Source organism: Streptacidiphilus sp. PB12-B1b (genome assembly GCF_014084125.1).
Classification (GTDB): Bacteria; Actinomycetota; Actinomycetes; order Streptomycetales; family Streptomycetaceae; genus Streptacidiphilus.
Map to the genome: position 1 here is coordinate 4,349,639 of NZ_CP048405.1, position 24,988 is coordinate 4,374,626.

Consider the following 24,988-nt stretch of genomic DNA (forward strand, 5'->3'; position numbering starts at 1 on the left):
CCCCGGCATGACGCTCCCGGGGAGGGGTCGTTGCTTCAGAACAACACAGTGGACGCGTAGCAACTATGGACAAGCCCTCGGCCTATTAGTACCGGTCAGCTCCACCCCTCACAGGGCTTCCACACCCGGCCTATCAACCCAGTCGTCTACTGGGAGCCTTACCCACTCGATGGTGGTGGGAGTCCTCATCTCGAAGCAGGCTTCCCGCTTAGATGCTTTCAGCGGTTATCCCTCCCGAACGTAGCCAACCAGCCATGCCCTTGGCAGGACAACTGGCACACCAGAGGTTCGTCCGTCCCGGTCCTCTCGTACTAGGGACAGCCCTTCTCAAGACTCCTGCGCGCGCAGCGGATAGGGACCGAACTGTCTCACGACGTTCTAAACCCAGCTCGCGTACCGCTTTAATGGGCGAACAGCCCAACCCTTGGGACCTACTCCAGCCCCAGGATGCGACGAGCCGACATCGAGGTGCCAAACCATCCCGTCGATATGGACTCTTGGGGAAGATCAGCCTGTTATCCCCGGGGTACCTTTTATCCGTTGAGCGACGGCGCTTCCACAAGCCACCGCCGGATCACTAGTCCCTGCTTTCGCACCTGCTCGACCCGTCGGTCTCACAGTCAAGCTCCCTTGTGCACTTACACTCAACACCTGATTGCCAACCAGGCTGAGGGAACCTTTGGGCGCCTCCGTTACATTTTAGGAGGCAACCGCCCCAGTTAAACTACCCACCAGACACTGTCCCTGATCCGGATCACGGACCCAGGTTAGACATCCAGCACGACCAGAGTGGTATTTCAACGACGACTCCACAACCACTGGCGTGGCCGCTTCACAGTCTCCCACCTATCCTACACAAGCCGAACCGAACACCAATATCAAGCTATAGTAAAGGTCCCGGGGTCTTTCCGTCCTGCTGCGCGAAACGAGCATCTTTACTCGTAATGCAATTTCACCGGGCCTATGGTTGAGACAGTCGAGAAGTCGTTACGCCATTCGTGCAGGTCGGAACTTACCCGACAAGGAATTTCGCTACCTTAGGATGGTTATAGTTACCACCGCCGTTTACTGGCGCTTAAGTTCTCAGCCTCGCCCCGTCGAAACAGAGCTAACCGGTCCCCTTAACGTTCCAGCACCGGGCAGGCGTCAGTCCGTATACATCGCCTTACGGCTTCGCACGGACCTGTGTTTTTAGTAAACAGTCGCTTCTCGCTGGTCTCTGCGGCCGGCCACAGCTCAGGCAGCACGTGCCATCACCACAACCGGCCCCCCTTCTCCCGAAGTTACGGGGGCATTTTGCCGAGTTCCTTAACCATAGTTCACCCGAACGCCTCGGTATTCTCTACCTGACCACCTGAGTCGGTTTGGGGTACGGGCCGCCATGAAACTCGCTAGAGGCTTTTCTCGACAGCATAGGATCATCCACTTCACCACAATCGGCTCGGCATCAGGTCTCAGACTATGTGAACGGCGGATTTGCCTACCGTTCGTCCTACACCCTTACCCCGGGACAACCACCGCCCGGGCTGGACTACCTTCCTGCGTCACCCCATCGCTCACCTACTACCAGCTCGGTTCACCGGCTCCACCACTTCCCCTTGTCCGAAGACTCCGGGACGGCTTCACGGGCTTAGCATTACCGGGTTCGACGTTGGCGCTTCAAAGCGGGTACGGGAATATCAACCCGTTGTCCATCGACTACGCCTGTCGGCCTCGCCTTAGGTCCCGACTTACCCTGGGCAGATCAGCTTGACCCAGGAACCCTTGGTCAATCGGCGCAAGAGTTTCCCACTCTTGTATCGCTACTCATGCCTGCATTCTCACTCGTATACCGTCCACGACTGGCTTCCGCCGCCGCTTCACCCGGCACACGACGCTCCCCTACCCATCACAGCCCCCGTTAGGGGTTAATACTGCAATGACACGGCTTCGGCGGTGTACTTGAGCCCCGCTACATTGTCGGCGCGGAATCACTTGACCAGTGAGCTATTACGCACTCTTTAAAGGGTGGCTGCTTCTAAGCCAACCTCCTGGTTGTCTCTGCGACTCCACATCCTTTCCCACTTAGCACACGCTTAGGGGCCTTAGCCGGTGTTCTGGGCTGTTTCCCTCTCGACCATGGAGCTTATCCCCCACAGTCTCACTGCCGCGCTCTCACTTACCGGCATTCGGAGTTTGGCTAAGGTCAGTAACCCGGTGGGGCCCATCGCCTATCCAGTGCTCTACCTCCGGCAAGAAACACACGACGCTGCACCTAAATGCATTTCGGGGAGAACCAGCTATCACGGAGTTTGATTGGCCTTTCACCCCTAACCACAGGTCATCCCCCAGGTTTTCAACCCTGGTGGGTTCGGTCCTCCACACGGTCTTACCCGCGCTTCAACCTGCCCATGGCTAGATCACTCCGCTTCGGGTCTTGGGCGCGCTACTATGTCGCCCTATTCGGACTCGCTTTCGCTACGGCTACCCCACACGGGTTAACCTCGCAACACACCGCAAACTCGCAGGCTCATTCTTCAAAAGGCACGCAGTCACGACAGCTGTGTGCAAGCACACGCTGCGACGCTCCCACGGCTTGTAGGCACACGGTTTCAGGTACTATTTCACTCCGCTCCCGCGGTACTTTTCACCATTCCCTCACGGTACTGTCCGCTATCGGTCACTAGGGAATATTTAGGCTTAGCGGGTGGTCCCGCCAGATTCACACGGAGTTTCACGGGATCCGTGCTACTTGGGAAAAACTCAAGAGAGCCGCACAGGTTTCGTCTACGGGGGTCTTACCCTCTACGCCGGACCTTTCGCATGTCCTTCGACTACCCATACGGTTTCTGACTCTCCGACCGGCCGGCAGACCGGTCAAGAATTCTCCCACGACCCCGAAGTGGCAACCCCTGCCGGGTCTCACACCACAACGGTTTAGCCTCATCCGATTTCGCTCGCCACTACTCTCGGAATCACGGTTGTTTTCTCTTCCTGCGGGTACTGAGATGTTTCACTTCCCCGCGTTCCCTCCACACTGCCTATGTGTTCAGCAGCGGGTGACAGCCCATGACGACTGCCGGGTTTCCCCATTCGGACACCCCCGGATCAAAGCTCGGTTGACAGCTCCCCGGGGCCTATCGTGGCCTCCCACGTCCTTCATCGGTTCCTAGTGCCAAGGCATCCACCGTGCGCCCTTAAAAACTTGGCCACAGATGCTCGCGTCCACTGTGCAGTTCTCAAACAACGACCAGCCACCCATCACCCCCACGAGCACACGCTCACAGAGTTCACTGGGGCCGGCACTGAAGACCAGCCTTGCGGCCGTGCCCTCAGGACCCAACAACGTGCCCGACCCGACTCGTCACACCCATGCTTTCCACGCCGAAGCAGTACTCGCACTTGTGCAACCAGTCGTGCCGAATAGTCAACGTTCCACCCATGAGCGAACCACCGTCAGACATGCGCTGACGATATGGCCCTCTGCCCGACCGTGGTCGGGAGAAGTGCTCCTTAGAAAGGAGGTGATCCAGCCGCACCTTCCGGTACGGCTACCTTGTTACGACTTCGTCCCAATCGCTGGTCCCACCTTCGACAGCTCCTTCCCTTGCGGGTTAGGCCACCGGCTTCGGGTGTTACCGACTTTCGTGACGTGACGGGCGGTGTGTACAAGGCCCGGGAACGTATTCACCGCAGCAATGCTGATCTGCGATTACTAGCAACTCCGACTTCATGGGGTCGAGTTGCAGACCCCAATCCGAACTGAGACCGGCTTTTTGAGATTCGCTCCACCTCGCGGTATCGCAGCTCATTGTACCGGCCATTGTAGCACGTGTGCAGCCCAAGACATAAGGGGCATGATGATTTGACGTCGTCCCCACCTTCCTCCGAGTTGACCCCGGCAGTCTCCTGTGAGTCCCCGGCATAACCCGCTGGCAACACAGAACGAGGGTTGCGCTCGTTGCGGGACTTAACCCAACATCTCACGACACGAGCTGACGACAACCATGCACCACCTGTATACCGACCACAAGGGGGCGACCATCTCTGGCCGTTTCCGGTATATGTCAAGCCTTGGTAAGGTTCTTCGCGTTGCGTCGAATTAAGCCACATGCTCCGCTGCTTGTGCGGGCCCCCGTCAATTCCTTTGAGTTTTAGCCTTGCGGCCGTACTCCCCAGGCGGGGAACTTAATGCGTTAGCTGCGGCGCGGACCACGTGGAATGTGACCCACACCTAGTTCCCAACGTTTACGGCGTGGACTACCAGGGTATCTAATCCTGTTCGCTCCCCACGCTTTCGCTCCTCAGCGTCAGTAATGGCCCAGAGATCCGCCTTCGCCACCGGTGTTCCTCCTGATATCTGCGCATTTCACCGCTACACCAGGAATTCCGATCTCCCCTACCACACTCTAGCCTGCCCGTATCGAATGCAGACCCGGAGTTAAGCCCCGGGCTTTCACATCCGACGCGACAAGCCGCCTACGAGCTCTTTACGCCCAATAATTCCGGACAACGCTCGCACCCTACGTATTACCGCGGCTGCTGGCACGTAGTTAGCCGGTGCTTCTTCTGCAGGTACCGTCACTTGCGCTTCTTCCCTGCTGAAAGAGGTTTACAACCCGAAGGCCGTCATCCCTCACGCGGCGTCGCTGCATCAGGCTTTCGCCCATTGTGCAATATTCCCCACTGCTGCCTCCCGTAGGAGTCTGGGCCGTGTCTCAGTCCCAGTGTGGCCGGTCGCCCTCTCAGGCCGGCTACCCGTCGTCGCCTTGGTAGGCCATCACCCCACCAACAAGCTGATAGGCCGCGGGCCCATCCCAGATCGCCGGAGCTTTCCACGCACACCCCATGCGGAGATGCGTCGTATCCGGTATTAGCACCGGTTTCCCGGTGTTGTCCCAGAATCTGGGGCAGGTTGCCCACGTGTTACTCACCCGTTCGCCACTGATCCACCCCGAAGGGCTTCACCGTTCGACTTGCATGTGTTAAGCACGCCGCCAGCGTTCGTCCTGAGCCAGGATCAAACTCTCCGTGAATGTATTCCGGATATCCGGAGCACACCCGCGAAAGAGCGGCACGACAGTCAGCGGAACAGCCGACCTCGTGCACTGCGTCCTCGCTAGTGTTTTGTGCATCAAAGGAACCACGTCCAAAAACGGACGGGGTATCAACATATCTGGCGTTGACTTTTGGCACGCTGTTGAGTTCTCAAGGAACGGACGCTTCCTTCAAGACCCTTTCACCGGTCTCTCCGGGCACTTCATTCTTCTTCGTTGTCCAGCCTAGCAGACTGTTTCCGCAGTCCATTTCGGCTGACTTTCGAAATCTGCCGTTCGCGGGCAGGAGCCACAACCTAGCGCAATTTTCACTGCGCTGGAAAATAGGGATCCGGCCGACGTGCCTCAACCGCTGCGGTTGTTGCGGGCAGATCTCCAACGTTACAGCTCGGCAGGGGCATGGGCAAATCCGCCGCGCCCGGCCCTGGTGAGCGCCCGGCGGCGCTGCGTCAGGACCGGTTGCAGTGAGCAGGTTTGGGGCGTTTTAGACTCATACTGGACCGGCACCCTCCCGGAGGAGACCGAGCATGACCACAGTGACCTCCCCCCTGGCCGGACGCGTCGTCGGACTCGGCGGCGTTCCCGACCCCGTCTTCTCGGGGCGGATGGTGGGGCACGGCACCGCGATCGATCCGGTGCGCGAGCCGGTTGCGGCGGTCTCCCCCGTGGACGGGGTGGTCGCGTCGATGCATCCGCATGCGTTTGTCGTGGTGGACGGCGAGGGGCACGGCGTCCTCACCCATCTCGGCATCGACACCGTGCAGCTGAACGGCGCCGGGTTCGAGGTGCTGGTGCGCAAGGGCGACGCCGTGACCCGGGGCCAGCCGGTGGTGCGGTGGAACCCCGCCGAGGTGGAGGCCGCCGGGCGGTCGCCGATCTGCCCGGTGGTGGCCCTGGATGCGGGCGCGGAGGAGTTGGCGGAGATCCGGGAGGGCGGTGACGTCGGCGTCGGCGGCACCCTGTTCCTCTGGACGTGACTATCAGGCGGTCCGGCCGCAGGCCGCGGCCCCGAGCGGAGACCGGTGACGATGACAGAGACGCTGCGCGGCGTGGGTGTGAGCCACGGGGTGGCGATCGGCCAGGTACGGCACATGGGCACGGCGGTGCTGGAGCCCCCGGCGCGGCAGGCGCCGACCGAGGGCGCACCTCGGGAGCAGGCGCGGGCGCAGCAGGCGGTGGTGGCGGTCGCGGCCGACCTCCAGGCCCGGGGCAATCTGGCGGGCGGCGAGGCGCAGGCGGTGTTGGAGGCGCAGGCGCTGATGGCGCTGGACCCGGAGTTGACGGCGGACGTCGAGCGGCGGATCACCGTCGGCAGTACAGCCGAGCGCGCGGTGTACGACGCCTTCGCCTCCTACCGGGCGCTGCTGGCCAACGCGGGCGAGTACCTGGCCGGGCGGGTCGCGGACCTGGACGACGTGCGCAACCGGATCATCGCCCGGCTGATGGGCGTGCCCATGCCCGGCGTCCCGGACAGCGACGAGCCGTATGTGCTGGTCGCCCGGGATCTCGCGCCGGCGGACACGGCGCTGCTTGATCCGTCCCTGGTTCTCGGCTTCGTGACCGAGGAGGGCGGGCCGACCAGCCACAGCGCCATCCTGGCCCGGGCCCTGGGGGTGCCGGCGGTGGTGGCGCTCGCCGGGGCGAAGGCGTTGGCGGAGGGTGTGGTCGTCGCGGTGGACGGCAGCACCGGCGTGGTCACGGTGGACCCGTCCGAGGAGGCGCGGGCGGAGCTGCGGGTGATCGCCGCCGAGCGCCGGGCGGTGCTGGCGGCGTCCACCGGTCCGGGGCAGACCTCGGACGGGCACCGGGTGCCGCTGCTGGCCAACATCGGCGGCCCCGGGGACGTCCAGGCGGCGGTGGCGGCAGGTGCGGAGGGGGTGGGGCTGTTCCGCACCGAGCTGCTGTTCCTGGACGATTCGCGGCAGGCACCGTCCGAGGAATCCCAGGTGGCGGCGTACCGGGCGGTGCTGGAGGCGTTCCCGGAGGGCAGGGTCGTGGTGCGGGTGCTGGACGCGGGCGCGGACAAGCCGTTGGCCTTCCTCTCCCCCGGCGAGGAGCCGAACCCCGCGCTGGGGGTGCGTGGGCTGCGCGCCCTGCTGGACCATCCGGAGGTGCTGGGGGCGCAGTTGCGGGCGCTGGCCCGGGCGGCCGAGGGGCTGCCGGTGTACCTGGAGGTGATGGCGCCGATGGTGGCCGACCGGATCGATGCCCGGGCGTTCGCGGACGCCTGCCGGGCGGCCGGGCTGCGGGCGAAGTTCGGGGCCATGGTGGAGATCCCGTCGGCGGCGCTGCGGGCGCGCTCGATCCTGCAGGAGGTGGAGTTCCTGTCGCTGGGTACCAACGACCTGGCGCAGTACACCTTCGCGGCGGACCGGCAGGTCGGCGCGTTGGCGCGGCTGCAGGACCCGTGGCAGCCGGCCTTGCTGGACCTGGTGGCCGCGGCGGCGGAGGCGGCCCGGGCCACCGGCAAGAGCTGCGGCGTCTGCGGCGAGGCCGCGTCAGATCCGGCGCTGGCCTGTGTGCTGGCGGGCCTGGGGGTGACCAGCCTGTCCATGGGCGCGTCGTCTATCCCGTACGTCCGGGCGCGGCTGGCCAAGCACACGCTGGCGCAGTGCGAGCGGGCGGCGGCGGCCGCGCGGGCCGTAGACACCGCGGACGAGGCGCGCGCCGCCGCGCACCAGGTGCTCTCCGGGGAGTGACCGCCCGGTGTCCGGCCCGCCGCCGTCGGGGCGGCGGGCCGGGGCGTGGCTCAGGCACGTGCGCGGGTCAGAGCCGGGGCGCGGCTCAGGTCCGGCGCCGGGCGGCGAGGTCGACGAAGGGGTCGAGCGCCGCGGGGTTGTCCAGCGAGCCGGGGTTGACGGCCTGGGCGAGCGGGGTGCCGGAGAGGATGCGCTTGACCGGGACCTCCAGCCGCTTGCCGGTGAGGGTGTGCGGCAGCGCGCGGACGGCGATGACCTCGTCGGGGACGTGCCGTGGCGAGAGCTGCTCGCGCAGGGCGGTGCGGATGGCCGCGAGCAGTGCGTCGTCCAGCTCGGCGCCGTCGGCGAGGACGACGAACAGCGGCATCCAGTAGCCGCCGTCCGGCTGTTCCAGGCCGATGACCAGGGATTCGCGGATCTGCGGCAGGCGTTCCACGACCTCGTAGATGTCGGCGGAGCCCATCCGGACGCCCTGGCGGTTCAGGGTGGAGTCGGAGCGGCCGTGGATGACGACCGTGCCGCGCGAGGTGATGGTGATCCAGTCGCCGTGCCGCCACACGCCCGGGTAGGTGTCGAAGTAGCTCTCGCGGTAGCGCGCGCCGTCGGGGTCGTTCCAAAAACCGAGCGGCATGGAGGGGATGGGCTTGGTGCAGACGAGTTCGCCGACCTGGTCGGTCAGCGGCTTGCCGTCCGGATCCCAGGACTGGACGTCCGCGCCCAGGCTGGGGGCCTGGATCTCGCCGAGGTGGACCGGCAGGGTGGGCACGCCGCCGACGAAGCAGCTGCACAGGTCGGTCCCGCCGCTCACCGAGGCGAGCCAGATGTTCGGGCTGATCTCGTCGTAGATCCAGTGGAAGCCGTCGGGCGGCAGCGGCGATCCGGTGGTGCCGACGGCGCGCAGCCGGGAGAGGTCGAGGTCGCGTCCGGGGTGGACCTCGGCCTTGGCACAAGCGCCGATGTAGGCAGCGGAGGTGCCGAAGACGGTAGCCCCGGCGCGTTCGGCGACGCGCCACTGGGCGTCGGTGGCGGGGTAGCCCGGGCTGCCGTCGTAGGTGACGATGCCGGCCCCGACCAGCAGGCCCGCCAGCAGGAAGTTCCACATCATCCAGCCGGTGGAGGTGTACCAGAAGAAGCGGTCCTCCGGGCCGAGGTCGAGCTGGAGTCCGGCCTGCTTCAGGTGTTCGACCACGATGCCGCCGTGGCCCTGGACGATGGCCTTGGGCAGGCCGGTGGTGCCGGAGGAGTACAGCACCCAGAGCGGGTGGTCGAACGGCACCTGTTCGAACTGCGGCTGCTCCTCGCCCGCGGTCAGCGCGTCCCAGGCCAGGGCGGATTCGGGGGCGGGGGTGCCGAGCAGCGGGATGTGGACGACGTGGCGCAGCGAGGGCAGTTCGCGGCGCAGCTCGGCGACGACGGCGCTGCGGTTGTGCTCCTTGCCGCCGTAGCGGTAGCCGTCGACGGCGAACAGCAGGACGGGTTCGAGCTGCTGGAACCGGTCGAGGACGCTGCGGGCGCCGAAGTCGGGGGCGCAGGAGGTCCAGACGGCGCCGACGGCGGCGGTGGCGAGCAGGGCGACGGCGGCCTGCGGGATGTTGGGCACGTAGGCGCTGACCCGGTCGCCGGGGCGGATGCCGAGGCGGCGCAGTGCGGCGGCGAGCGAGCCGACCTGGCGGCGCAGCTCGGCCCAGGTGAGGATCTGCGGTTCGGCGCCGGTCTCGTCCAGGTGCAGGACGGCGGGCAGCTCGGCGTGGTCGGGGTTCTCGCCGTGGCGCAGGGCGTGTTCGGCGTAGTTGAGGCGGGCGCCGGGGAACCAGACCGCGCCGGGCATGGTGGCGTCGGCCAGGGCGGTGGTCGGCGGGGTGGAGAAGCGGACGTCGAACCACTGGGCGACGGCGTTCCAGAACCGGTCGAGGTCCTCGGTGGACCACCGGTGCAGGGAGGCGTAGTCGCCGTCGGGGGCGCCGTGGTGCTCGACCGCCCAGCGCTGGAACCGGGCCAGCCGGGTGGCCTCGGCCCGGGCCGGGTCGGGCCGCCACAGGGGCGACGGCGGGGCGGCGGGCTGCTGGTCGGCGCTGCTCATCTGGGCTCCGATGGTGTCGGGTCGCGGCGCAGCGGGGTGGGCTGCGGTGCCGGACAGAAATCTGCCATGTGAACGGCGGTTAATCCAGGGGCGGCGGCTCGTCCGGCAGGTCGTCGGGGGTGCCGGGGCGGAGCAGAGCGGGGTGCAGGGTGCGTGCGGCGCCGGCGCGGTAGAGCCGGGCGCGGGGGCCGCCGCGGGGGCCGCCGCGGGTGGTGGTGCGTCCGGTGGCGACGACGAAGCCGGGGACGGAGAGCACCTTGCGGTGGAAGTTGCCGGCGTGCAGCGGTTCGCCCCAGATCTCCTCGTAGACGGCGCGGAGTTCCGGGATGGTGAACTCGGGTTCGAGGAAGGCGGTGGCGAGGGGGGTGTACTCGACCTTGGCCCGGGCCCGGTCGAGGGCGTCCGCGAGGATCGCCGCATGGTCGAAGGCCAGGGCGTCGGGCAGCGCGCCGGGCGGGCTGCCGGGCAGGTGGAGCGGTGCCCGGTCGCCGGACCCACCCCCGCGAGGTCCGGCGACCGGAGTCCAGGCTGCCGAGGCAGCGTCGCCCCCGGCCCGCGGGTCGGGCAGGTCGGGCGCGAAGGCGAGGTAGGCGACGGAGACCACGTGCATCCGGGGGTCGCGCGCCGGTGACCCGTAGCTGCCGAGCTGTTCCAGGTGGACCCGGTGCAGCTCGGTCGGGTCCACGCCGGTCTCCTCGGCCAGCTCCCTGGCCGCGGCCTGGCCGAGGTCCTCCTCGCCGGCGCGGACGAAGCCGCCGGGGAGGGCGGGCGAGCCGCGGTAGGGCGGCGCGGCCCGGTGGACCAGCAGGACGTGCAGCCTGCCGTGGCGCATGGTCAGGGCGACGATGTCCACGCAGACGGCGATCGGCGGGTAGGCGCGGGGGTCGTAGGCCGCGAGCCAGTCCCGTTCGTCCGGGCGGACGGGCGGGGCGTCGGGCTGCGGTGCCATGGATCCCCCGGCGTGCTGGTGGTGCTGGGTGGCTGGTGGTTCTGGGTGGGTGGTGCGCGGCGGATGCAGTTGTTCTCAGTCAGAGTCTTTCTCGCTCTGAGAAGAACGTAGCGCCTCGGGGCGTGTCGCGCCAGGGGTTTTCGGCGGCGGTCCGGCACGCTCGGCACGGGCGACCGCCGCAGCCACCCAGAGTCGCCCGTTCCGGAGCGGGCGGCGGGGCTGCTTCCGGGGCCCCACCAGCGGTCTGATGTGTACCTGCCCTGTGCTGCTCCCCCGATGGAGTAACAGCGCGTCACCTGGCAGACTCTGAGGAGAACAATTCGCGGTCGACATACGCATATGATGTTCAGCATTGTCGACCGCACCCCCCGCGGAGGTGTGCCCATGCCCGGCCCGATCCAGTCGCTTGAGCGCGCGGCGGCCATCCTGCGGCTGCTCGCGGGCGGTGAGCGGCGCCTGGGCCTGTCGGAGGTCTCCGCCTCGCTCGGCCTGGCCAAGGGGACGACCCACGGCATCCTGCGCACCCTCCAGCAGGAGGGCTTCGTCGAGCAGGACCAGGAGAGCGGCAAGTACCAGCTCGGGGCGGAGCTGCTGCGGCTGGGCCAGAGCTACCTCGACGTGCACGAACTGCGGGCGCGCGCCCTGGTGTGGGCGGACGACCTGGCCCGGGCCAGCGGCGAGACGGTCTACCTGGGCGTGCTGCACCAGCACGGGGTGCTGATCGTCCACCACGTCTTCCGGCCCGACGACACCCGCCAGGTGCTGGAGGTCGGCAGCATGCACCCGCTGCACAGCACCGCGCTGGGCAAGGTGCTGCTGGCGCACGACCCGGTGGCCCGGGGCGAGTTGGACGAGAACCCGCCGGAGTCCTTCACCGCGCAGACGCTCACCGACCTCGCCGACATCGACGCCGAGTGCGCGCTGACCCGGGAGCGCGGTTGGAGCGCCGCGGTCGAGGAGACCTGGGAGGGGACGGCGTCGATCGGGGCGCTGATCCAGGACCGCCGGCGCAACCCGGTGGGCGCGGTCTGCGTCACCGGGCCGGTCGAGCGGGTGTGCGAGGCCGGCGTGGTCCGGCAGGACCTGGTGGTCTCGGTCCGCGAGGCCGCGCGGGCCATCTCCCGTGATCTGGGCGCCTCGCGCTACTGACGGAACGTCTCATGACGCGCCCATGGAAGACCGACATCTCCATGCATGGGTGATTTGTCAGCATTTCCAGCCTTATGCGGACTTCTGCAAACGTCCTTTTCTTTGCCCTTGTGACCGCTCTTGACGCAGGTGAGCACGACGGGGAACACTGCCGCATGGCGGTCGACAATGTCGAACATCGTTCATGGCAACGCCGCTCGGGGCCCCACACCCCACCCACCCATCCGACGGGGCAAGGACGAAGGAGTTGATGTGTCGAACCTCCACATCTTCTTTGGCGAAGTACTGGGAACGGCACTGCTGATCCTGCTGGGCGGCGGCGTGTGCGCCGCCGTCACCCTCAAGAAGTCGAAGGCCTACGGCGCGGGCTGGACGGCCATCGCCTTCGGCTGGGGATTCGCCGTCATGATCGCGGCGTACGTGTCCAACTCCCTCTCCGGGGCGCAGCTCAACCCGGCGGTCACCGTCGCCGTGGCGGTCAAGACCGGCCACTGGGGGCATGTGCCGCTCTACTTCGCCGGGCAGATGCTCGGCGCCATGATCGGCGCCTTCCTGGTCTGGCTGACCTACCTGGGCCAGTTCCAGGCCAACGACGAGCCCACCCTCGGCATCTTCGCCACCGGCCCGGAGATCGACCACCCGGTGCAGAACCTGGTCACCGAGATCATCGGCACCTTCGTGCTGTGCATCCTGATCCTGGCCAACGGGCTGAACGCGCAGCTGGCGCTCTCCGGCACGGGCATCCTGATCGTCGCCTTCACCGTCGTCGGCATCGGCTACTCGCTCGGCGGACCGACCGGCTACGCCATCAACCCGGCCCGCGACCTGGGCCCGCGCATCGTCCACGCGCTGCTGCCGATACCCAACAAGGGCGGCTCCAACTGGCGCTACGCCTGGATCCCGGTGGTCGGCCCGCTGGTCGGCGCAGCCCTGGCCGGACTGCTCTACAAGGCTCTCTTCTAGGACCCGGGCGCGCCTCGTACCAGGTCAGTCCGCTGCTGATCTGCTTTCGTGGACATAGCAGTCCCCATGCATCCCACCCCGTCCGCACACACACCCGAGGACTTGAGTCGTGACCACCACACTGTCCAATGGCGGCCAGTACATCGCCGCGATCGACCAGGGCACCACCTCCAGCCGGTGCATCATCTTCGGCGCCGACGGCCGCATCGTCGCCGTCGACCAGCAGGAGCACAGCCAGATCTTCCCCCAGCCCGGCTGGGTCGAGCACGACGGCGCCGAGATCTGGACCCGGGTCCAGTCCGTCGTCGCCGGAGCGCTGGACAAGGCGAACCTCACCAAGGACGACATCCGCGCCATCGGCATCACCAACCAGCGCGAGACCACGATCCTGTGGGACAAGAACACCGGCGAGCCGGTGCACAACGCCATCGTCTGGCAGGACACCCGCACCGAGGCGCTCTGCAAGGAGCTGGGCCGCAACGTCGGCCAGGACCGCTACCGCCGCGAGACCGGGCTGCCGCTGGCCAGCTACTTCGCCGGGCCGAAGATCCGCTGGCTGCTCGACAACGTCGAGGGGCTGCGGGCCCGCGCCGAGGCCGGGGACATCCTCTTCGGCACCATGGACAGCTGGGTCATCTGGAACCTGACCGGCGGCGTCAACGGCGGCCACCACGTCACCGACGTCACCAACGCCTCGCGCACCATGCTGATGAACCTGCACACGCTGCAGTGGGATCCCAAGATCCTCGAGTCCATGCAGGTGCCGGCCGAGGTGCTGCCGGAGATCAAGTCCTCCGCCGAGGTGTACGGGCACGCCGTCGGCGTGCTGGAGGGCGTGCCGGTGGCGTCCGCGCTGGGCGACCAGCAGGCGGCGCTGTTCGGCCAGACCTGCTTCAACGTCGGCGAGGCCAAGAGCACCTACGGCACCGGCACCTTCCTGCTGCTCAACACCGGCGAGAAGGTCATCAACTCGTACCACGGGCTGGTCACCACCGTCGGCTACCGGATCGGCGACGAGAAGCCGGTCTACGCCCTGGAGGGTTCGATCGCGGTCACCGGCTCGCTGGTGCAGTGGCTGCGCGACCAGCTCGGCATCATCTCCACCGCGGCCGAGATCGAGACCCTGGCCTCGACCGTGGAGGACAACGGCGGCGCGTACATCGTCCCGGCGTTCTCCGGCCTGTTCGCCCCGTACTGGCGCTCCGACGCCCGCGGCGTGATCACCGGGCTCACCCGCTACGTGACCAAGGGCCACCTGGCCCGCGCCGTGCTGGAGGCCACCGCCTGGCAGACCCGCGAGGTCGTCGACGCCATGGCCAAGGACTCCGGCGTCACGCTCACCGCGCTCAAGGTCGACGGCGGCATGACCAGCAACAACCTGCTCATGCAGTACATCGCGGACGCCCTCGACGCCCCGGTCGAGCGCCCGTTCGTCGCCGAGACCACCGCGCTGGGCGCGGCCTACGCGGCCGGCCTGGCCGTCGGCTTCTGGCCCGACCTGGAGACCCTGCGGGCCAACTGGCACCGCGCCGCCGAGTGGACCCCGCACATGGACGAGGCCACCCGCGCCCGCGAGTACAAGAACTGGCTCAAGGCCGTCGAGCGGACCATGGGCTGGATCGAGGAGGACGAGAAGGCCGTCACCGACTGACCCCGGGACCACGCGCGGGCGGGGCGCCCCACCGGAGCGCCCCGCCCGCACCCGACAGAGCACAACGGACACACCCCTGAGAGGAGTACGACCGGTCCGCGCGGACGCGGCCCGGCCGGACCATCACATGAACACCATCCCGACCCTGGGCGCCAACCACACCGCGAGCCGCGCGCAGTCCCGGCAGCTGCTGAGCAGCGCCACCTACGACCTGCTGGTGATCGGCGGCGGCATCCTCGGTACCGCGGTCGCCTGGACCGCCGCCCAGTCCGGGCTGCGCGTCGCCATGGTCGACGCCGGGGACTTCGCCGGAGCGACCTCCAGCGCCTCGTCCAAGCTCGTCCACGGCGGGCTGCGCTACCTGCAGACCGGCGCGGTGAAGCTGGTCGCGGAGAACCACAAGGAGCGCCGGGCGCTGGCCACCGACGTCGCGCCGCACCTGGTGAACCCGCTGACCTTCTTCGTGCCCGTCTACAAGGGCGGCCCGCACGGCGCCACCAAGCTCGGCGCGGGAGTGTTCCTGTACTCGGCGCTGTCCGCCTTCCGCGACGGGATGGGCCGGGTGTCCACCGCCGCGCACGCCGCGCAGCAGGTGCCCGCGCTGCGCACCGAGGGCCTGCGCTCGGTCGCGGTCTACGGCGACCACCAGATGAACGACTCGCGGGTCGCGGTGATGACCGTGCGCGCCGCGGTGGACTCGGGCGCGGTGGTGCTCAACCACGCCGAGGTCACCGGCCTGCGCTTCACCGGCAACCGGGTGACCGGCGCGGACCTGCGGGACCGGCTGGACGGGACGGAGTTCGGGGTGAACGCCCGACTGGTGCTGAACGCCACCGGCCCGTGGGTGGACCATCTGCGGCAGATGGAGGACCCGGGCGCGGCCCCGAGCATCCGGCTCTCCAAGGGCGCGCACGTCGTGCTCAAGCGCCGGGCGCCGTGGCGGGCCGCGCTGACCATCCCGATCGACAAGTACCGGGTTTCCTTCGCCATACCGTGGGAGGACCACGTCCTGTTCGGGACCACCGACGAGGAGTACACCGGCGATCCGGCGGACGTCCGGGCGACCCCGGCCGACATCGACCAGATCCTCGGCGAGGCCGGCCACGCCGTGCGCGACGAGCACCTGGACCGGGATCTGGTCACCTACTCCTTCGCGGGCCTGCGGGTGCTGCCCGGCGGCCCCGGCGAGACCGCGGCGGCCAAGCGCGAGACGGTGGTGACCGAGGGCCGGGGCGGGATGCTGTCGGTGGCCGGCGGCAAGTGGACGACCTACCGCCACATCGGCCGGGTGGTGCTGGAGAAGCTGGCCAACGTGCCCGGCACCGGGCTGGCCGACGACATCTCGGTGATCCCGCGGACGGTGCCGCTGCCCGGCGTCGCCAGTCCCAACGCGGTGGCGCACCGGCTGCTGGTGGACCGCGAGCCGGGGGCCCGGATGGACCCGCTGGTGGCCCGCAACCTGGCCACCCACTACGGCACGCTGTCCTTCGAGATCGCCCAGCTGATCGACGACAACCCCGACCTCGGCCGGCCGATCCACAAGGACGGCCCGGACGTCTGGGCGCAGGTCGCCTACGCGGCCTCGCGGGAGTGGGCGCAGACTGCGGACGACGTGCTGCGGCGGCGTACCACCATGGTGGTGCGCGGCCTGGACACCCCCGAGGTGCGCGCCGAGGTCGACTCCTACCTGGCGGCGCACCGGGAGGTGTGACCGGCCGGGGGCGCGGGCAGGGTCTGGGCGTCGGAACGCAGCGTCGAGACGGGGAGCTGCGATGGCAAGGCGGGTGTCGGACCGGTCCCGGGTGGCGCGGACCAGGCTGCTGGTGAGCCTGGCGCTGACGCTGACGGCGCTGCTGTACACGGTGGTGTGCCAGTTGGCGCACACCATGTACACCGTGCTCGGGCTGACCGTGACCGGCGTGGGGATCTTCGCGTCCACCTGGTTCGTGCTGGACGCGTGCATCTGCTGGCAGGACGACCTCCAGCGGCGGCGGGCGCCGTCCGGGCGCGCGGTGCGCTGACAGCGGCAGAGCGGTGGTGGCCCCGGTCGGGACCGCCACCGCTCAGGTGTGCGCCGCGCCGGTCAGAGCGCGGCCTCGAACGCCGGCAGGTAGGCGTCGGCCTGGCCCTCGGCGGTGGGGTGGTAGGAGTCGTCGATCGGCCAGGTGACCGAGTTCAGCCAGGAGTCCGAGTCGCAGATCTCGTGGCCGCTGAAGTAGCCGCGGACGTCGGCGAAGGTGAAGCCGGAGTCCTTGGCGACGGCGGCCTTGATGACGCTGTCCAGGGTGTCCGCCGCGCCGTTGAGGGCGGTGCGGGACTTGGTCGACAGGCCGGAGCAGCCGCTGGACTGGGAGAGGTCGTACAGCTCCGGGTAGCCCATGACGACGACCTTGGCCTGGGGCGCGTCCTTGCGGATGTCGGCGTACAGGGTGGCCAGGGTGGCGGGCAGGGTGGTGGTGGCCTCGTTCTCGGCGCTGGAGATGTCGCTCAGGCAGGTGCTCTGCGAGTACAGGACGCAGTCCTCCATCACGCTGGAGAAGCCGACGTCGTCGCCGCCGTCGGTGAGGCTGACGACCGTGGTGCCGGAGTTCAGTGCCGAGAGCTGGCTGCTCTCGATGTCGGGGGCGGTGGCGCCGGTACATGCCTCGAAGCCGAACGAGCCGGGGGCCTCGGCCTGGTCGTACAGGGCCGGGTAGGCGGCGTCGCTCTGGTCGCAGTCGTTCAGGTAGTCGCTGGTGGAGCCGACTCCGGCCGAGTACGAGTCGCCGAGGGCGACGTAGCCGCCGGTGGCGGCGTCAGCGCCGGGGGCGAGGACCAGCAGGGAGCCGGCGGTCATCGCCACCGCGACCGCTCCGGTCACCAGGGCAGGGAAAGCACGCACGGAAGCCTCCGCAAAGGTGGGGGGGTGAGGGTGGTGCACTCGCTCGACAGCGATTGCTACTCACAAGTAGCAGCAGCGGAGCACCGGGAGAAAGAGGTGTGCACCGAAGTTCCGCTTCCCCGGCCCAGCATTCATCCGGCGTGCACATGACCATCACCTCGGCCGCCCAACCGTTACCCCTGCGACACCTCCCGCACCATCGGCACCACCGGCCCCGACCACCCCGGCGGCGCCGCCCGGGTCAGCCCACCGGCCTCCGGTAGATCCGCGTGGAGGTCAGCTCGCCCTGGATGTCCGGTGCGTCCGGATCGGCCACCGGCAGGCCCGGACGCAGGTGCTCCTCGACCGAGATGAACTTCTGCCCGGCCCGCAGGTCGGCGTCGTTGCGCAGCCGGATGATCAGCGGGAACTCGGCCAGGGCGTTGGCGTCCAGCAGTCCGGTGGTGTAGATCAGCTGCACGCCCAGGGCCGAGGCCACCGCCCGCTGCAGCTCGATCAGGTAGGTGGCGTTGGCCCGGCCGATCGGGTTGTCCAGGAACAGCGTCCCCGCGTGGGCCAGCCGGGCCTGCCCCTGGTCGTTGGAGCGCAGCGCGGCCATGGTGCAGTACAGCGCGATGGCGGCGGTGAGCAGCTGCCCGCCGGAGAAGACGTCCGACATCTGGCTGACCGAGACCCGCTCGGCCCGCAGCACCGCGTCCGGCTTCAGGATCTCCACCGCGACGCCCTTGGGCTCCAGCGCCGCGTGCACCCCGCGCAGCAGCAGCGACATGCCGTCGCGGCGGCCCCAGTCGCTGCCCCCGCCCGCGCCCGCGGCCCCGCCGGTCCGGCGGACGGCGGCCCGGGTGGCCTCGTCGATGACCTCGCCCAGGCGCTCCGTGAGCAGGGTGTGGTCCGGGTCCTCGAAGCGGATCCGGAGGAACTCCTGGCCGGACCACTCCCCCAGGCCCTCGGGCAGCCGGGAGAGCCGCTGGGCGGCGCGCAGGGTCGCCAGCGAGGTCTCCACCAGGCCGCGCAGCCGGTCGACGATGGAGTCCCGGTTGCGCTCCAGCTGCTCCAGCTCGTCGGTGAGCACCCGCAGCCGGGGCGCGAAGGCGGTGGCCCAGGCTGCCGCGTGGTCCGGCAGGGCGGCGGCGGGCAGCTCCCGGATCTGCTGCCGGGCGGGGGTGCGCACGGCCTCGTAGCGGGTGGCGTTGGCGTGCCGGACCAGCGCGTCGGAGGCGTCGCGGACGGCCAGGTCGGCGCCGGCCAGGTCGGCGGTGGCGGCGCGCAGGGTGCGCCGGGTCTCGGCGGCGGCCTGGCGGGCCTCGGCCAGGCTGCCCGGGTAGGCCGGCGCCTCCTCCTCGGCCTCGCCCGGGGCGGTGCCCGGTGCGGGCTCGCGCAGGCCGTCGCGCAGCTGCGCGGCGGCCTCGTCGAAGTCGGCGGCGGCCAGCTGCGCGGCCTCCAGGGTGCGCTGCAGCTCCGCGTGGGCGGCCCGGCCGGCCGCCAGCACGTCGGCGCGGCGGGCCAGCTCGGCGGTGGCGGTGCGCAGCAGCGCCTGGGCGTGCTCCGGGTCCTGCGGGACCAGCTCGTCGGGCAGCTCGGTGTGGGCGTCGCCGACCGCCGGGGCGCTGCGCTCGGCCTCGCCGCGCAGCCGACCCAGGTGCTCGCTGGCGGCCGAGGCGCGGGACTCGATGGTCTGCACCAGCTCCTCGGCGCGGGCGGCGGCGGCCTGCCGGGCCGGGCCGTCGGCGCCGTCAGGGGTGGTCAGCAGCTCCTCGGCGCGGCTGCGGACCTTGTTGGTGAGCCGGTCCAGCTCGCTGCGGGCGGCGGTCTCGTCGCCCTCGGCCCGGGCCTGCTCGGCGCGCAGGTCAGCGCCCACGCCGACCTGCTCGTACAGCTGGGAGGCGGCGCGGTGGGCCTCGCGCAGCGCGGGCAGCGAGGCGCTCGGCCGGTCGGGCTCGGCCGCCCCGGCCGGATCCGGGTCGGGCAGGTCGGAGCCGGGCAGCTCGGCGCGTTCGGCGCGCAGAGCGCGGACGGTGCGGCGGGCGTCGTCGGCGGCGCGCTGGGCGGCCCGGCGGTCCTCGTCGGCGGCCTGGGCGCGGTCGGTGCACAGCAGTTGGCGCTGCTCGGCCTCGGCGGCCTCGTCGGCGAGCTCCCGCAGCCGTCCGGCCCAGCGGCTGCGCTCCCGCAGCCGGAAGGCCAGGCCGGTGAGGGCGTCGGCGCGGCGGCGGGCCTGCTGGGCGGCCTCGGCGCGGTCGTCCCGCAGCCGCAGGGTCTCGCTCTGCTCGGCCTCGGCCTCGGCCAGCTCGGCCCGGGCGGCGGCCAGCTCGCCGGTGGCCGCCTCCAGCGCCTCCTCGGCGGCCCGGACGTCGGCGGCGAGCGCGGCCAGGTGCCCGGCCGGGCAGCGGGCGCGCCAGGAGGTGAGCCGGCCGGCCAGCAGCCGGTCCGCGCCGAGCCGGGCGGCCAGCTCGCGGATGTGCTCGTCGCGGGCGGCGGCCCGGTCCCGCAGCTGGCGGCGCTCCTCGTCGGCGGCGTTCTCGTCGTGCATGGCCGGGTTCGGCGGGACCAGGAAGAGGTCCTCCCCCGCCGCCCCGGGGTCGGTGACCGGGGCGAGCAGCGCGGCGGCGGTGCCGACCGCGACGGCCGAGCGCGGCAGCAGCGCCGCCTCGGCGAGGATCTCCCGGGCCCGCCGCAGCGCCTGCGGGTCGGTGACGATGACGCCGTCGACCAGCTGCGGCCGGGCGTCCAGGATCCGGTCGTGGTCGACCGGGTCGACCGACTGGGCCAGGTAGCGCCAGCCGGGCAGCGCCGGGACGCCGTGCTCGCCCAGGTACTCGACGGTCGCCAGCACGTCCGGACCGGGCGGCAGCAGCCCGCCGTCGCCGAGGGCGGCCAGCACCCGGGAGTCGGCGGCGGCCGCGGTGCGCAGGTCGAACAGGGTGCGCTCGGCCGAGGCCACGGAGTTGTCCAGCAGCTCGCGCAGCGAGTCCGCCGAGCGGTCGAAGGCGTCCGCGGACGCCTGCTGCGGGTCGTCGGCGGCCAGGCCCAGCAGGTCGGCGGCGCGCGGCTCGGCGGCGAGCCGGGCGGCGGTGTCCTGCTCGGTGTCCAGCACGGTACGGGCGGCGGCCAGCGCGTCGCTGGCGCGGGCGGCCGCCAGCTCGGAGCGGTTGGCCCGGGCGGCGGCCTCCCTCGTGCGGGCGGTGGCCCGGTCGGCGGCGGCCCTGGCCTGCTCCCAGGCGGCGGTGGCCTGCTGCTCGGCCCCGGCGGCGTCCAGCGCGGCCCGGGCCGGATCGACCGCCTCGAACTCGCCGGTGGCGCCGTCGATCCAGCCGGAGCGGACCGCGGCCTGGGTCTCCTGCTCGACCTCGGCCAGCCGCTGGCGCAGGTGCTCCGACTCGCTGCGGGCCTTCTGCCCGGCGGTGGCGGCGGCGGTGGCGTCCCGGCGGGCCGCCTCACCCTCGGCCTGCAGCGCACCGGCCCGCTGCTCCTCCTGGTCGGCCTGGGCCTCGGCGGCGCCGGCCGCCGTCTCCAGGGCGCGGACCAGCGCCAGGGCGGCGCGGGTGCGGGCGGCCAGCGCCGGGGCGGCGTCCCGCTCGGCCTCGCGGATGGCGGCGGAGACCTGCGCCGAGCGGTCGGCGGCGGCGCGTCGGCGCAGCACGATCTCGGCCGCCTGCCAGGCGGAGTGCAGGGTACGGGCGTCCAGGAGCTCCCGGCGCAGCCCGGCGGCGGCGCCGGTGGCGGCGGCCAGCGCCAGGCTGGCGTGCCGGTGCGTCAGCTCGGCGGTGACCAGGGACTGCCGGGTGCGGGCGTCGTCCGCGTCGGCGACGACGGTGGCGGCCTCGGCGACCTGCTCGGCCAGCTCCCGGCAGCGGTCCCGCTCGGACGAGGCGCGGACGGCCAGGGTGCGGGCCAGGCGGCGGGTGCGGCGCTCGGCGGAGCGGTGGGTCTCGCGGACGCTCTCGCGGGCGACAGCGGCCTCGGCGATGCGGCGCAGCAGGTCCAGCGAGCCCGCCGTGAAGTCGCGTTCGGCGGTCAGCTCGGCGCGGCGGCCCAGCTTGGCGGCGAAGCCGTGGACCAGGTCGGCCAGGCCGTCGGTGTCGCGGGTGTCGGTGACGGCGCGCAGCAGCAGGTCGGTGAAGTCGGCGTCGTTGCGGACCGCGAACAGCCCGGCCGCCTCGCCCTCGTCGGCGTTCATCTCGCGCTGGTAGCGGAAAAGCTCCGGGTCCAGGCCGAGGCCGCCGAGGTGCTCGATCCAGCGGTCGTGGCCCTCCTCCCAGGTGAGGTCGAGGTCGGGGTAGGTCTTCCCGGCCTCGGTGAGGGCGTCCCGGAACCCCTTCATGGTGCGGCGCCGGCCGCGGGCCGAGAAGCGCCGGCGGACGGCGTCCCCGGCCGGTCCGCCGTCGGCGGGCGCGGGCCGTTCCAGTTGCTCGGGCCGGGGCTCCTGGCCGGGGGCCGGCAACAGCACGGCGTGCTCGGCGACGGGCAGCGACTCCAGGCCGAGGCCGGGGCCGGGCCGGAACGAGTACCACGCCTCGGCGAACTTGCGCGGGTCGGCCGAGACCTGGCGTCCGCGCCACTCGCTGACCTTGCCGACCACGACCGTCTCGCCGGTGACGGTGTGCTGCCACTCCAGGGCGACGTGGCCGCAGTCGTCGGCGAGCAGGAACTTGCGCAGCACGCCGGAGCTGGCGCCGCCGAGGGTGTTGCGGTGGCCCGGCAGCATCACCGAGAAGATCAGCTTGAGCAGCACCGACTTGCCGCCGCCGTTCTCCAGGAACAGCACCCCGGCGGGCGCGGGGCGGCGCACCGGACCGGTGGCCTCCTCGTCGAAGAAGCCGGGCTGGCGCGGCGCGGGCTCGGGCACCGGATCGCCGACATCGCTCAGGTCGAGCACGGTGTCGGCGTACCGCGCACCGGCGGGGCCGATGGAGTACAGGCGGACCCGGTTCAGCTCGTACATGGGGTGTCGGTTCTCCGTGCTCGTGAGGGCTTGTGCGGGGCGGTCGGGCGGGGTGCGGTCCGGGCGCGGTGCGGTCAGGCGGAGTGGAACGGCAGTCCGGCGTCGGCGACCAGGTCCTCGGTGGCGTCCGGCGGCAGCAGGCTGGCGCTGCCGTCGCTGACCGGGACGACGCCCAGGGCCAGCAGCTCGGCCATGGCGGCGCTGCCCGCGAGGTCCCGGACCTGGAGCTGGTAGCGGGCGGTGGTGCGGAAGGTGCCGCCGGAGTCGTCGGAGGTCTTCTGCAGGAAGCCGGAGTCCACCAGGAAGGCGGTGGCCTTGGAGACGATGCCGATGGTGGAGCCGGACAGGCGGCGGGCGTCCTTGGTGGCGCCGGTGGCGCTGCGCCGGGCGTAGACCCGCCAGGCGGCCTCCAGTCCGGGGGCGTCGCTGGCCGGGTCGGTGTTGGCGCCCTCGGTGTCGGCCTGCTCCTCCATCCGGCGGCAGACCTGGCGGACGAAGGTGTCCACGCCGTTGACGGTGATCCGGCCGAGGTAGCCGTCGTCGGCGAGGTCCTCCGGGCGGGGGAAGGCCAGCGCGGCGACGGCGAGGTGGGCCAGCCCGTGCAGGAAGCGGTCGGAGGACTCGGACGCGGCCCGGCGGGAGTACTCGCCCAGCCGCACCGCGAAGACCGAGTCCTCGTCGGCGGCGACGGCCATCCCGGCGCGCGCGGAGACCTCCAGCACCACCAGGCCGAGGCCGGTGGCGACGGCGTCGGCCAGGCGGGCGAAGCCGGGGTCGTCGCGGTAGCGGCGGATCAGCTCGGCGTACTCGGCGTCGCGGGCGGGCAGCAGCTTCGGCTGGAGCCCGAAGGAGACCAGCCGGGAGGCGTCGGCGACGTCGGCCGGGGTGATCGAGGCCGGGGCGTGGCGCGGGTCGGCGGCGGAGGCCGCGGCGGGCGCTGCGGCGGCGGTGGTCGGGGCGTCGGCGGGGTGGTCACGGGCGGGGCTCCAGGCGGTGCGGTGCGGGGCGTACGGCGGCGCGGGCTGCGGCGGGCGGGGCGCTGGGGGTCACGTGGCCTCCGCGCGTTCGGCGGCCATGCCGGCCGCGTCCAGCAGGGCGCTGCCGACGATGAGGTCGGCGCCGCCGAACTCCGGGTCGTCCAGCCGGGTGCCGTCGTCCACGGCGAACAGCAGCCGCTCCTCGCCCTGGCGGTAGGCGGTGCCGACCGGCGGGCTGGCCGCGTGCACGGCCAGCAAAGCGACCAGGTAAGGGAGTTCGGGGTCGCGGCGGCGGGCCTCGGCGAGCAGGCCGGACAGCCGCCGGGGGGCGTCCGGCGCCAGGTCCAGCAGCTCTTGGGCGGCGTCCAGCTGGGCCTCGGAGAAGCGGCTGTCGTCGGGGGTGTCGACCAGGTCGGGCTCCTGCAGCTCCGCGCCCAGGTGCTCGCGCTCGACCGGCGGGGTGAGCAGGACCTCGATCAGGTCGTTGACGCGGACCGCGGCGCGGGTGCGCAGCCCTATGCCGTGGCTGAAGAAGGCGTCGGTGACCTGCCCGGCCTGCTCCACCGGCAGCCGCAGCAGCGGGGCCAGCAGCTGCCCGTACAGGTCCAGGCCGGTGCGGGCGGTGGGCGCGGCGAACGCCTGCCGGTCCTGCTCGGCGCGGAACAGCGGGCCCGCCTCCAGCAGCCGGGTCTGCAGCTGGGTGTGGCGGCGGATGCAGTCCTTGACGATGTCGACCAGCTCCGCGGCGCGGCGCTTGTGCTCGGCGCCCTCGGGGCTGTTGGGCTCGGCCTCGTCGCGGGCGCGGCGGATGTTGGTGAGGATGGCGTTCTCGTGCCGGTAGCGGTCGGAGATGTGCTCCAGCGCCTCGGCGATGAGGTCGGGGACGGTCTCCATCCAGTCGACGGCGCGGACGTTGCGGCGGGTGGCCTCCAGGGCGCGGCGCAGCGTCTCGGCGAACTGCACGGTGCGGTAGCGGGCCTGCTCGGCGGCGAGCTGGGCGTCGGCCAGCCGGCCCCGGCGGATCAGCACCTCCAGCTTGACCTCGGCGGCGATCTGGGCGCTGGTGACGTCCGTGTCCAGGGCCCCGACCAGGACGTTGACGGCCTCGTCGGTGGTGCGCAGGTAGACCCCGCCGTCGGGGCCGGGGACCTCTTCGATGAGCTTGAAGTCGTAGTCGCGGCGGACGTACTCGCCGCCGGAGGTGAAGGTACCGTAGACGGCGCGGAAGCCGCGGTCCACGCTGCCGACGTTGATCAGCGACTCCAGCACCCAGCGGGCCACCCGCTCGTGCTCGCGCCAGGGCCGCTCCGGGGCCTGGGCGGCGACCCGGGGGTGCAGCCGGGCCAGGACCTGGTCGCGGTCGGCGCCGGTGTCGAAGTCCATCTGCAGGGTGACCAGGTCGATGGCGGCCAGGGCGACCTCGGCCATGCCGTAGACGGCGTACTCGCCGGCCAGGTTGGCCTTGCGGCTGTCGAGGTCGTGCAGCGGCGCGGTGCAGGCCAGCGCGCGCAAACGCCTGGCCAGCCCCTCGTCGGCGGCGGGGCCGAGCGCGGGGCGGCTGCTGGGTTCGGCGGTGGTGGTCACGATCAGCAAGATTAGAGGCTGACACCGACAAGGTCCGAAACGCCACGTATCGCGGCGACTTGTGCGATCGCGCTGTGCGA

General features: G+C 70.8%; 12 protein-coding genes, 2 rRNA genes and 1 pseudogene. 7 read left to right on the plus strand and 8 right to left on the minus strand.

Annotated features, from left to right (window positions below; all coding sequences use genetic code 11):
* Nucleotides 1–65 precede the first annotated feature (65 nt).
* Together GXW83_RS19265 and GXW83_RS19270 are read right to left on the minus strand one after the other, a co-directional pair.
* Nucleotides 66–3,190, minus strand: a 23S ribosomal RNA gene (locus GXW83_RS19265).
* A 306-nt stretch (nucleotides 3,191–3,496) separates the two neighbouring features.
* A 16S ribosomal RNA gene (locus GXW83_RS19270) occupies nucleotides 3,497–5,015 on the minus strand.
* Together the 16S and 23S rRNA genes form the textbook arrangement of a ribosomal RNA operon.
* A gap of 548 nt (nucleotides 5,016–5,563) precedes the next feature.
* Between GXW83_RS19270 and GXW83_RS19275 the strand changes: the two genes are divergently transcribed.
* Nucleotides 5,564–6,013, plus strand: a complete 450-nt coding sequence (locus GXW83_RS19275) for a PTS glucose transporter subunit IIA (RefSeq protein ID WP_182444272.1) — start codon at nucleotides 5,564–5,566, stop codon at nucleotides 6,011–6,013.
* Between the two features lie 51 nt (nucleotides 6,014–6,064).
* On the plus strand, nucleotides 6,065–7,735 hold the full coding sequence (gene ptsP, locus GXW83_RS19280; protein WP_182447424.1) for a phosphoenolpyruvate--protein phosphotransferase: 1,671 nt from the start codon (nucleotides 6,065–6,067) through the stop codon (nucleotides 7,733–7,735).
* A gap of 85 nt (nucleotides 7,736–7,820) precedes the next feature.
* On the opposite strand, the gene GXW83_RS19285 is transcribed toward ptsP, so the two are convergent.
* The gene (locus tag GXW83_RS19285) at nucleotides 7,821–9,815 is read right to left on the minus strand and encodes an acetoacetate--CoA ligase (protein WP_182444273.1); all 1,995 of its coding nucleotides are present in this window, start codon (nucleotides 9,813–9,815) and stop codon (nucleotides 7,821–7,823) included.
* Nucleotides 9,816–9,894: 79 nt separating this feature from the next.
* On the minus strand, nucleotides 9,895–10,764 hold the full coding sequence (locus tag GXW83_RS19290) for an NUDIX domain-containing protein (RefSeq protein WP_182444274.1): 870 nt from the start codon (nucleotides 10,762–10,764) through the stop codon (nucleotides 9,895–9,897).
* A 384-nt stretch (nucleotides 10,765–11,148) separates the two neighbouring features.
* On the opposite strand from GXW83_RS19290, the gene GXW83_RS19295 reads away from it, so the two are divergent.
* The 5 genes from GXW83_RS19295 to GXW83_RS19315 all read left to right on the plus strand — a co-directional run bounded on the left by GXW83_RS19295 (nucleotide 11,149) and on the right by GXW83_RS19315 (nucleotide 16,548).
* Nucleotides 11,149–11,913 carry an IclR family transcriptional regulator gene (locus tag GXW83_RS19295; protein WP_182444275.1) on the plus strand — a complete coding sequence of 255 codons (765 nt, stop codon included), beginning with the start codon at nucleotides 11,149–11,151 and terminating at the stop codon, nucleotides 11,911–11,913.
* Nucleotides 11,914–12,165: 252 nt separating this feature from the next.
* Nucleotides 12,166–12,876 carry an MIP/aquaporin family protein gene (locus tag GXW83_RS19300; protein ID WP_182444276.1) on the plus strand — a complete coding sequence of 237 codons (711 nt, stop codon included), beginning with the start codon at nucleotides 12,166–12,168 and terminating at the stop codon, nucleotides 12,874–12,876.
* A 109-nt stretch (nucleotides 12,877–12,985) separates the two neighbouring features.
* Nucleotides 12,986–14,527: a glycerol kinase GlpK gene (gene glpK / locus GXW83_RS19305; RefSeq protein ID WP_182444277.1), complete on the plus strand. Its 1,542-nt coding sequence runs from the start codon at nucleotides 12,986–12,988 to the stop codon at nucleotides 14,525–14,527.
* A 127-nt stretch (nucleotides 14,528–14,654) separates the two neighbouring features.
* Complete coding sequence (locus tag GXW83_RS19310) at nucleotides 14,655–16,238, plus strand: glycerol-3-phosphate dehydrogenase/oxidase (RefSeq protein ID WP_182444278.1); 1,584 nt, start codon at nucleotides 14,655–14,657, stop codon at nucleotides 16,236–16,238.
* A gap of 61 nt (nucleotides 16,239–16,299) precedes the next feature.
* Nucleotides 16,300–16,548, plus strand: coding sequence for a hypothetical protein (locus tag GXW83_RS19315; RefSeq protein WP_182444279.1), 249 nt, complete (start codon nucleotides 16,300–16,302; stop codon nucleotides 16,546–16,548).
* A 62-nt stretch (nucleotides 16,549–16,610) separates the two neighbouring features.
* Here the strand turns inward: GXW83_RS19315 and GXW83_RS19320 are convergent, their stop codons facing one another.
* From GXW83_RS19320 to GXW83_RS19335, 4 genes and pseudogenes are all read right to left on the minus strand, one after another.
* Nucleotides 16,611–17,363 carry an SGNH/GDSL hydrolase family protein gene (locus tag GXW83_RS19320; RefSeq protein WP_182447425.1) on the minus strand — a complete coding sequence of 251 codons (753 nt, stop codon included), beginning with the start codon at nucleotides 17,361–17,363 and terminating at the stop codon, nucleotides 16,611–16,613.
* A 286-nt stretch (nucleotides 17,364–17,649) separates the two neighbouring features.
* A complete protein-coding gene (locus GXW83_RS19325) occupies nucleotides 17,650–22,347 on the minus strand; it encodes a hypothetical protein (RefSeq protein ID WP_182444280.1) in 4,698 nt (1,565 codons plus the stop codon).
* Between the two features lie 74 nt (nucleotides 22,348–22,421).
* Nucleotides 22,422–23,354 (minus strand): annotated as a pseudogene (locus GXW83_RS19330) (hypothetical protein); the annotation flags it as partial.
* A gap of 39 nt (nucleotides 23,355–23,393) precedes the next feature.
* Nucleotides 23,394–24,917 (minus strand): hypothetical protein, encoded by a 1,524-nt coding sequence (locus GXW83_RS19335; RefSeq protein WP_225447105.1) that lies wholly within the window; start codon nucleotides 24,915–24,917, stop codon nucleotides 23,394–23,396.
* Between the last annotated feature and the right edge of the window lie 71 nt (nucleotides 24,918–24,988).

Excerpts from the sequence above, each read along its gene's own strand:
- GXW83_RS19275 (WP_182444272.1), top strand. The coding sequence starts at position 5,564 with ATGACCACAGTGACCTCCCCCCTGGCCGGACGCGTCGTCGGACTCGGC.
- ptsP (WP_182447424.1), top strand. The coding sequence starts at position 6,065 with ATGACAGAGACGCTGCGCGGCGTGGGTGTGAGCCACGGGGTGGCGATC.
- GXW83_RS19285 (WP_182444273.1), bottom strand. The coding sequence starts at position 9,815 with ATGAGCAGCGCCGACCAGCAGCCCGCCGCCCCGCCGTCGCCCCTGTGG.
- GXW83_RS19290 (WP_182444274.1), bottom strand. The coding sequence starts at position 10,764 with ATGGCACCGCAGCCCGACGCCCCGCCCGTCCGCCCGGACGAACGGGAC.
- GXW83_RS19295 (WP_182444275.1), top strand. The coding sequence starts at position 11,149 with ATGCCCGGCCCGATCCAGTCGCTTGAGCGCGCGGCGGCCATCCTGCGG.
- GXW83_RS19310 (WP_182444278.1), top strand. The coding sequence starts at position 14,655 with ATGAACACCATCCCGACCCTGGGCGCCAACCACACCGCGAGCCGCGCG.
- GXW83_RS19315 (WP_182444279.1), top strand. The coding sequence starts at position 16,300 with ATGGCAAGGCGGGTGTCGGACCGGTCCCGGGTGGCGCGGACCAGGCTG.
- GXW83_RS19320 (WP_182447425.1), bottom strand. The coding sequence starts at position 17,363 with ATGACCGCCGGCTCCCTGCTGGTCCTCGCCCCCGGCGCTGACGCCGCC.
- GXW83_RS19325 (WP_182444280.1), bottom strand. The coding sequence starts at position 22,347 with ATGTACGAGCTGAACCGGGTCCGCCTGTACTCCATCGGCCCCGCCGGT.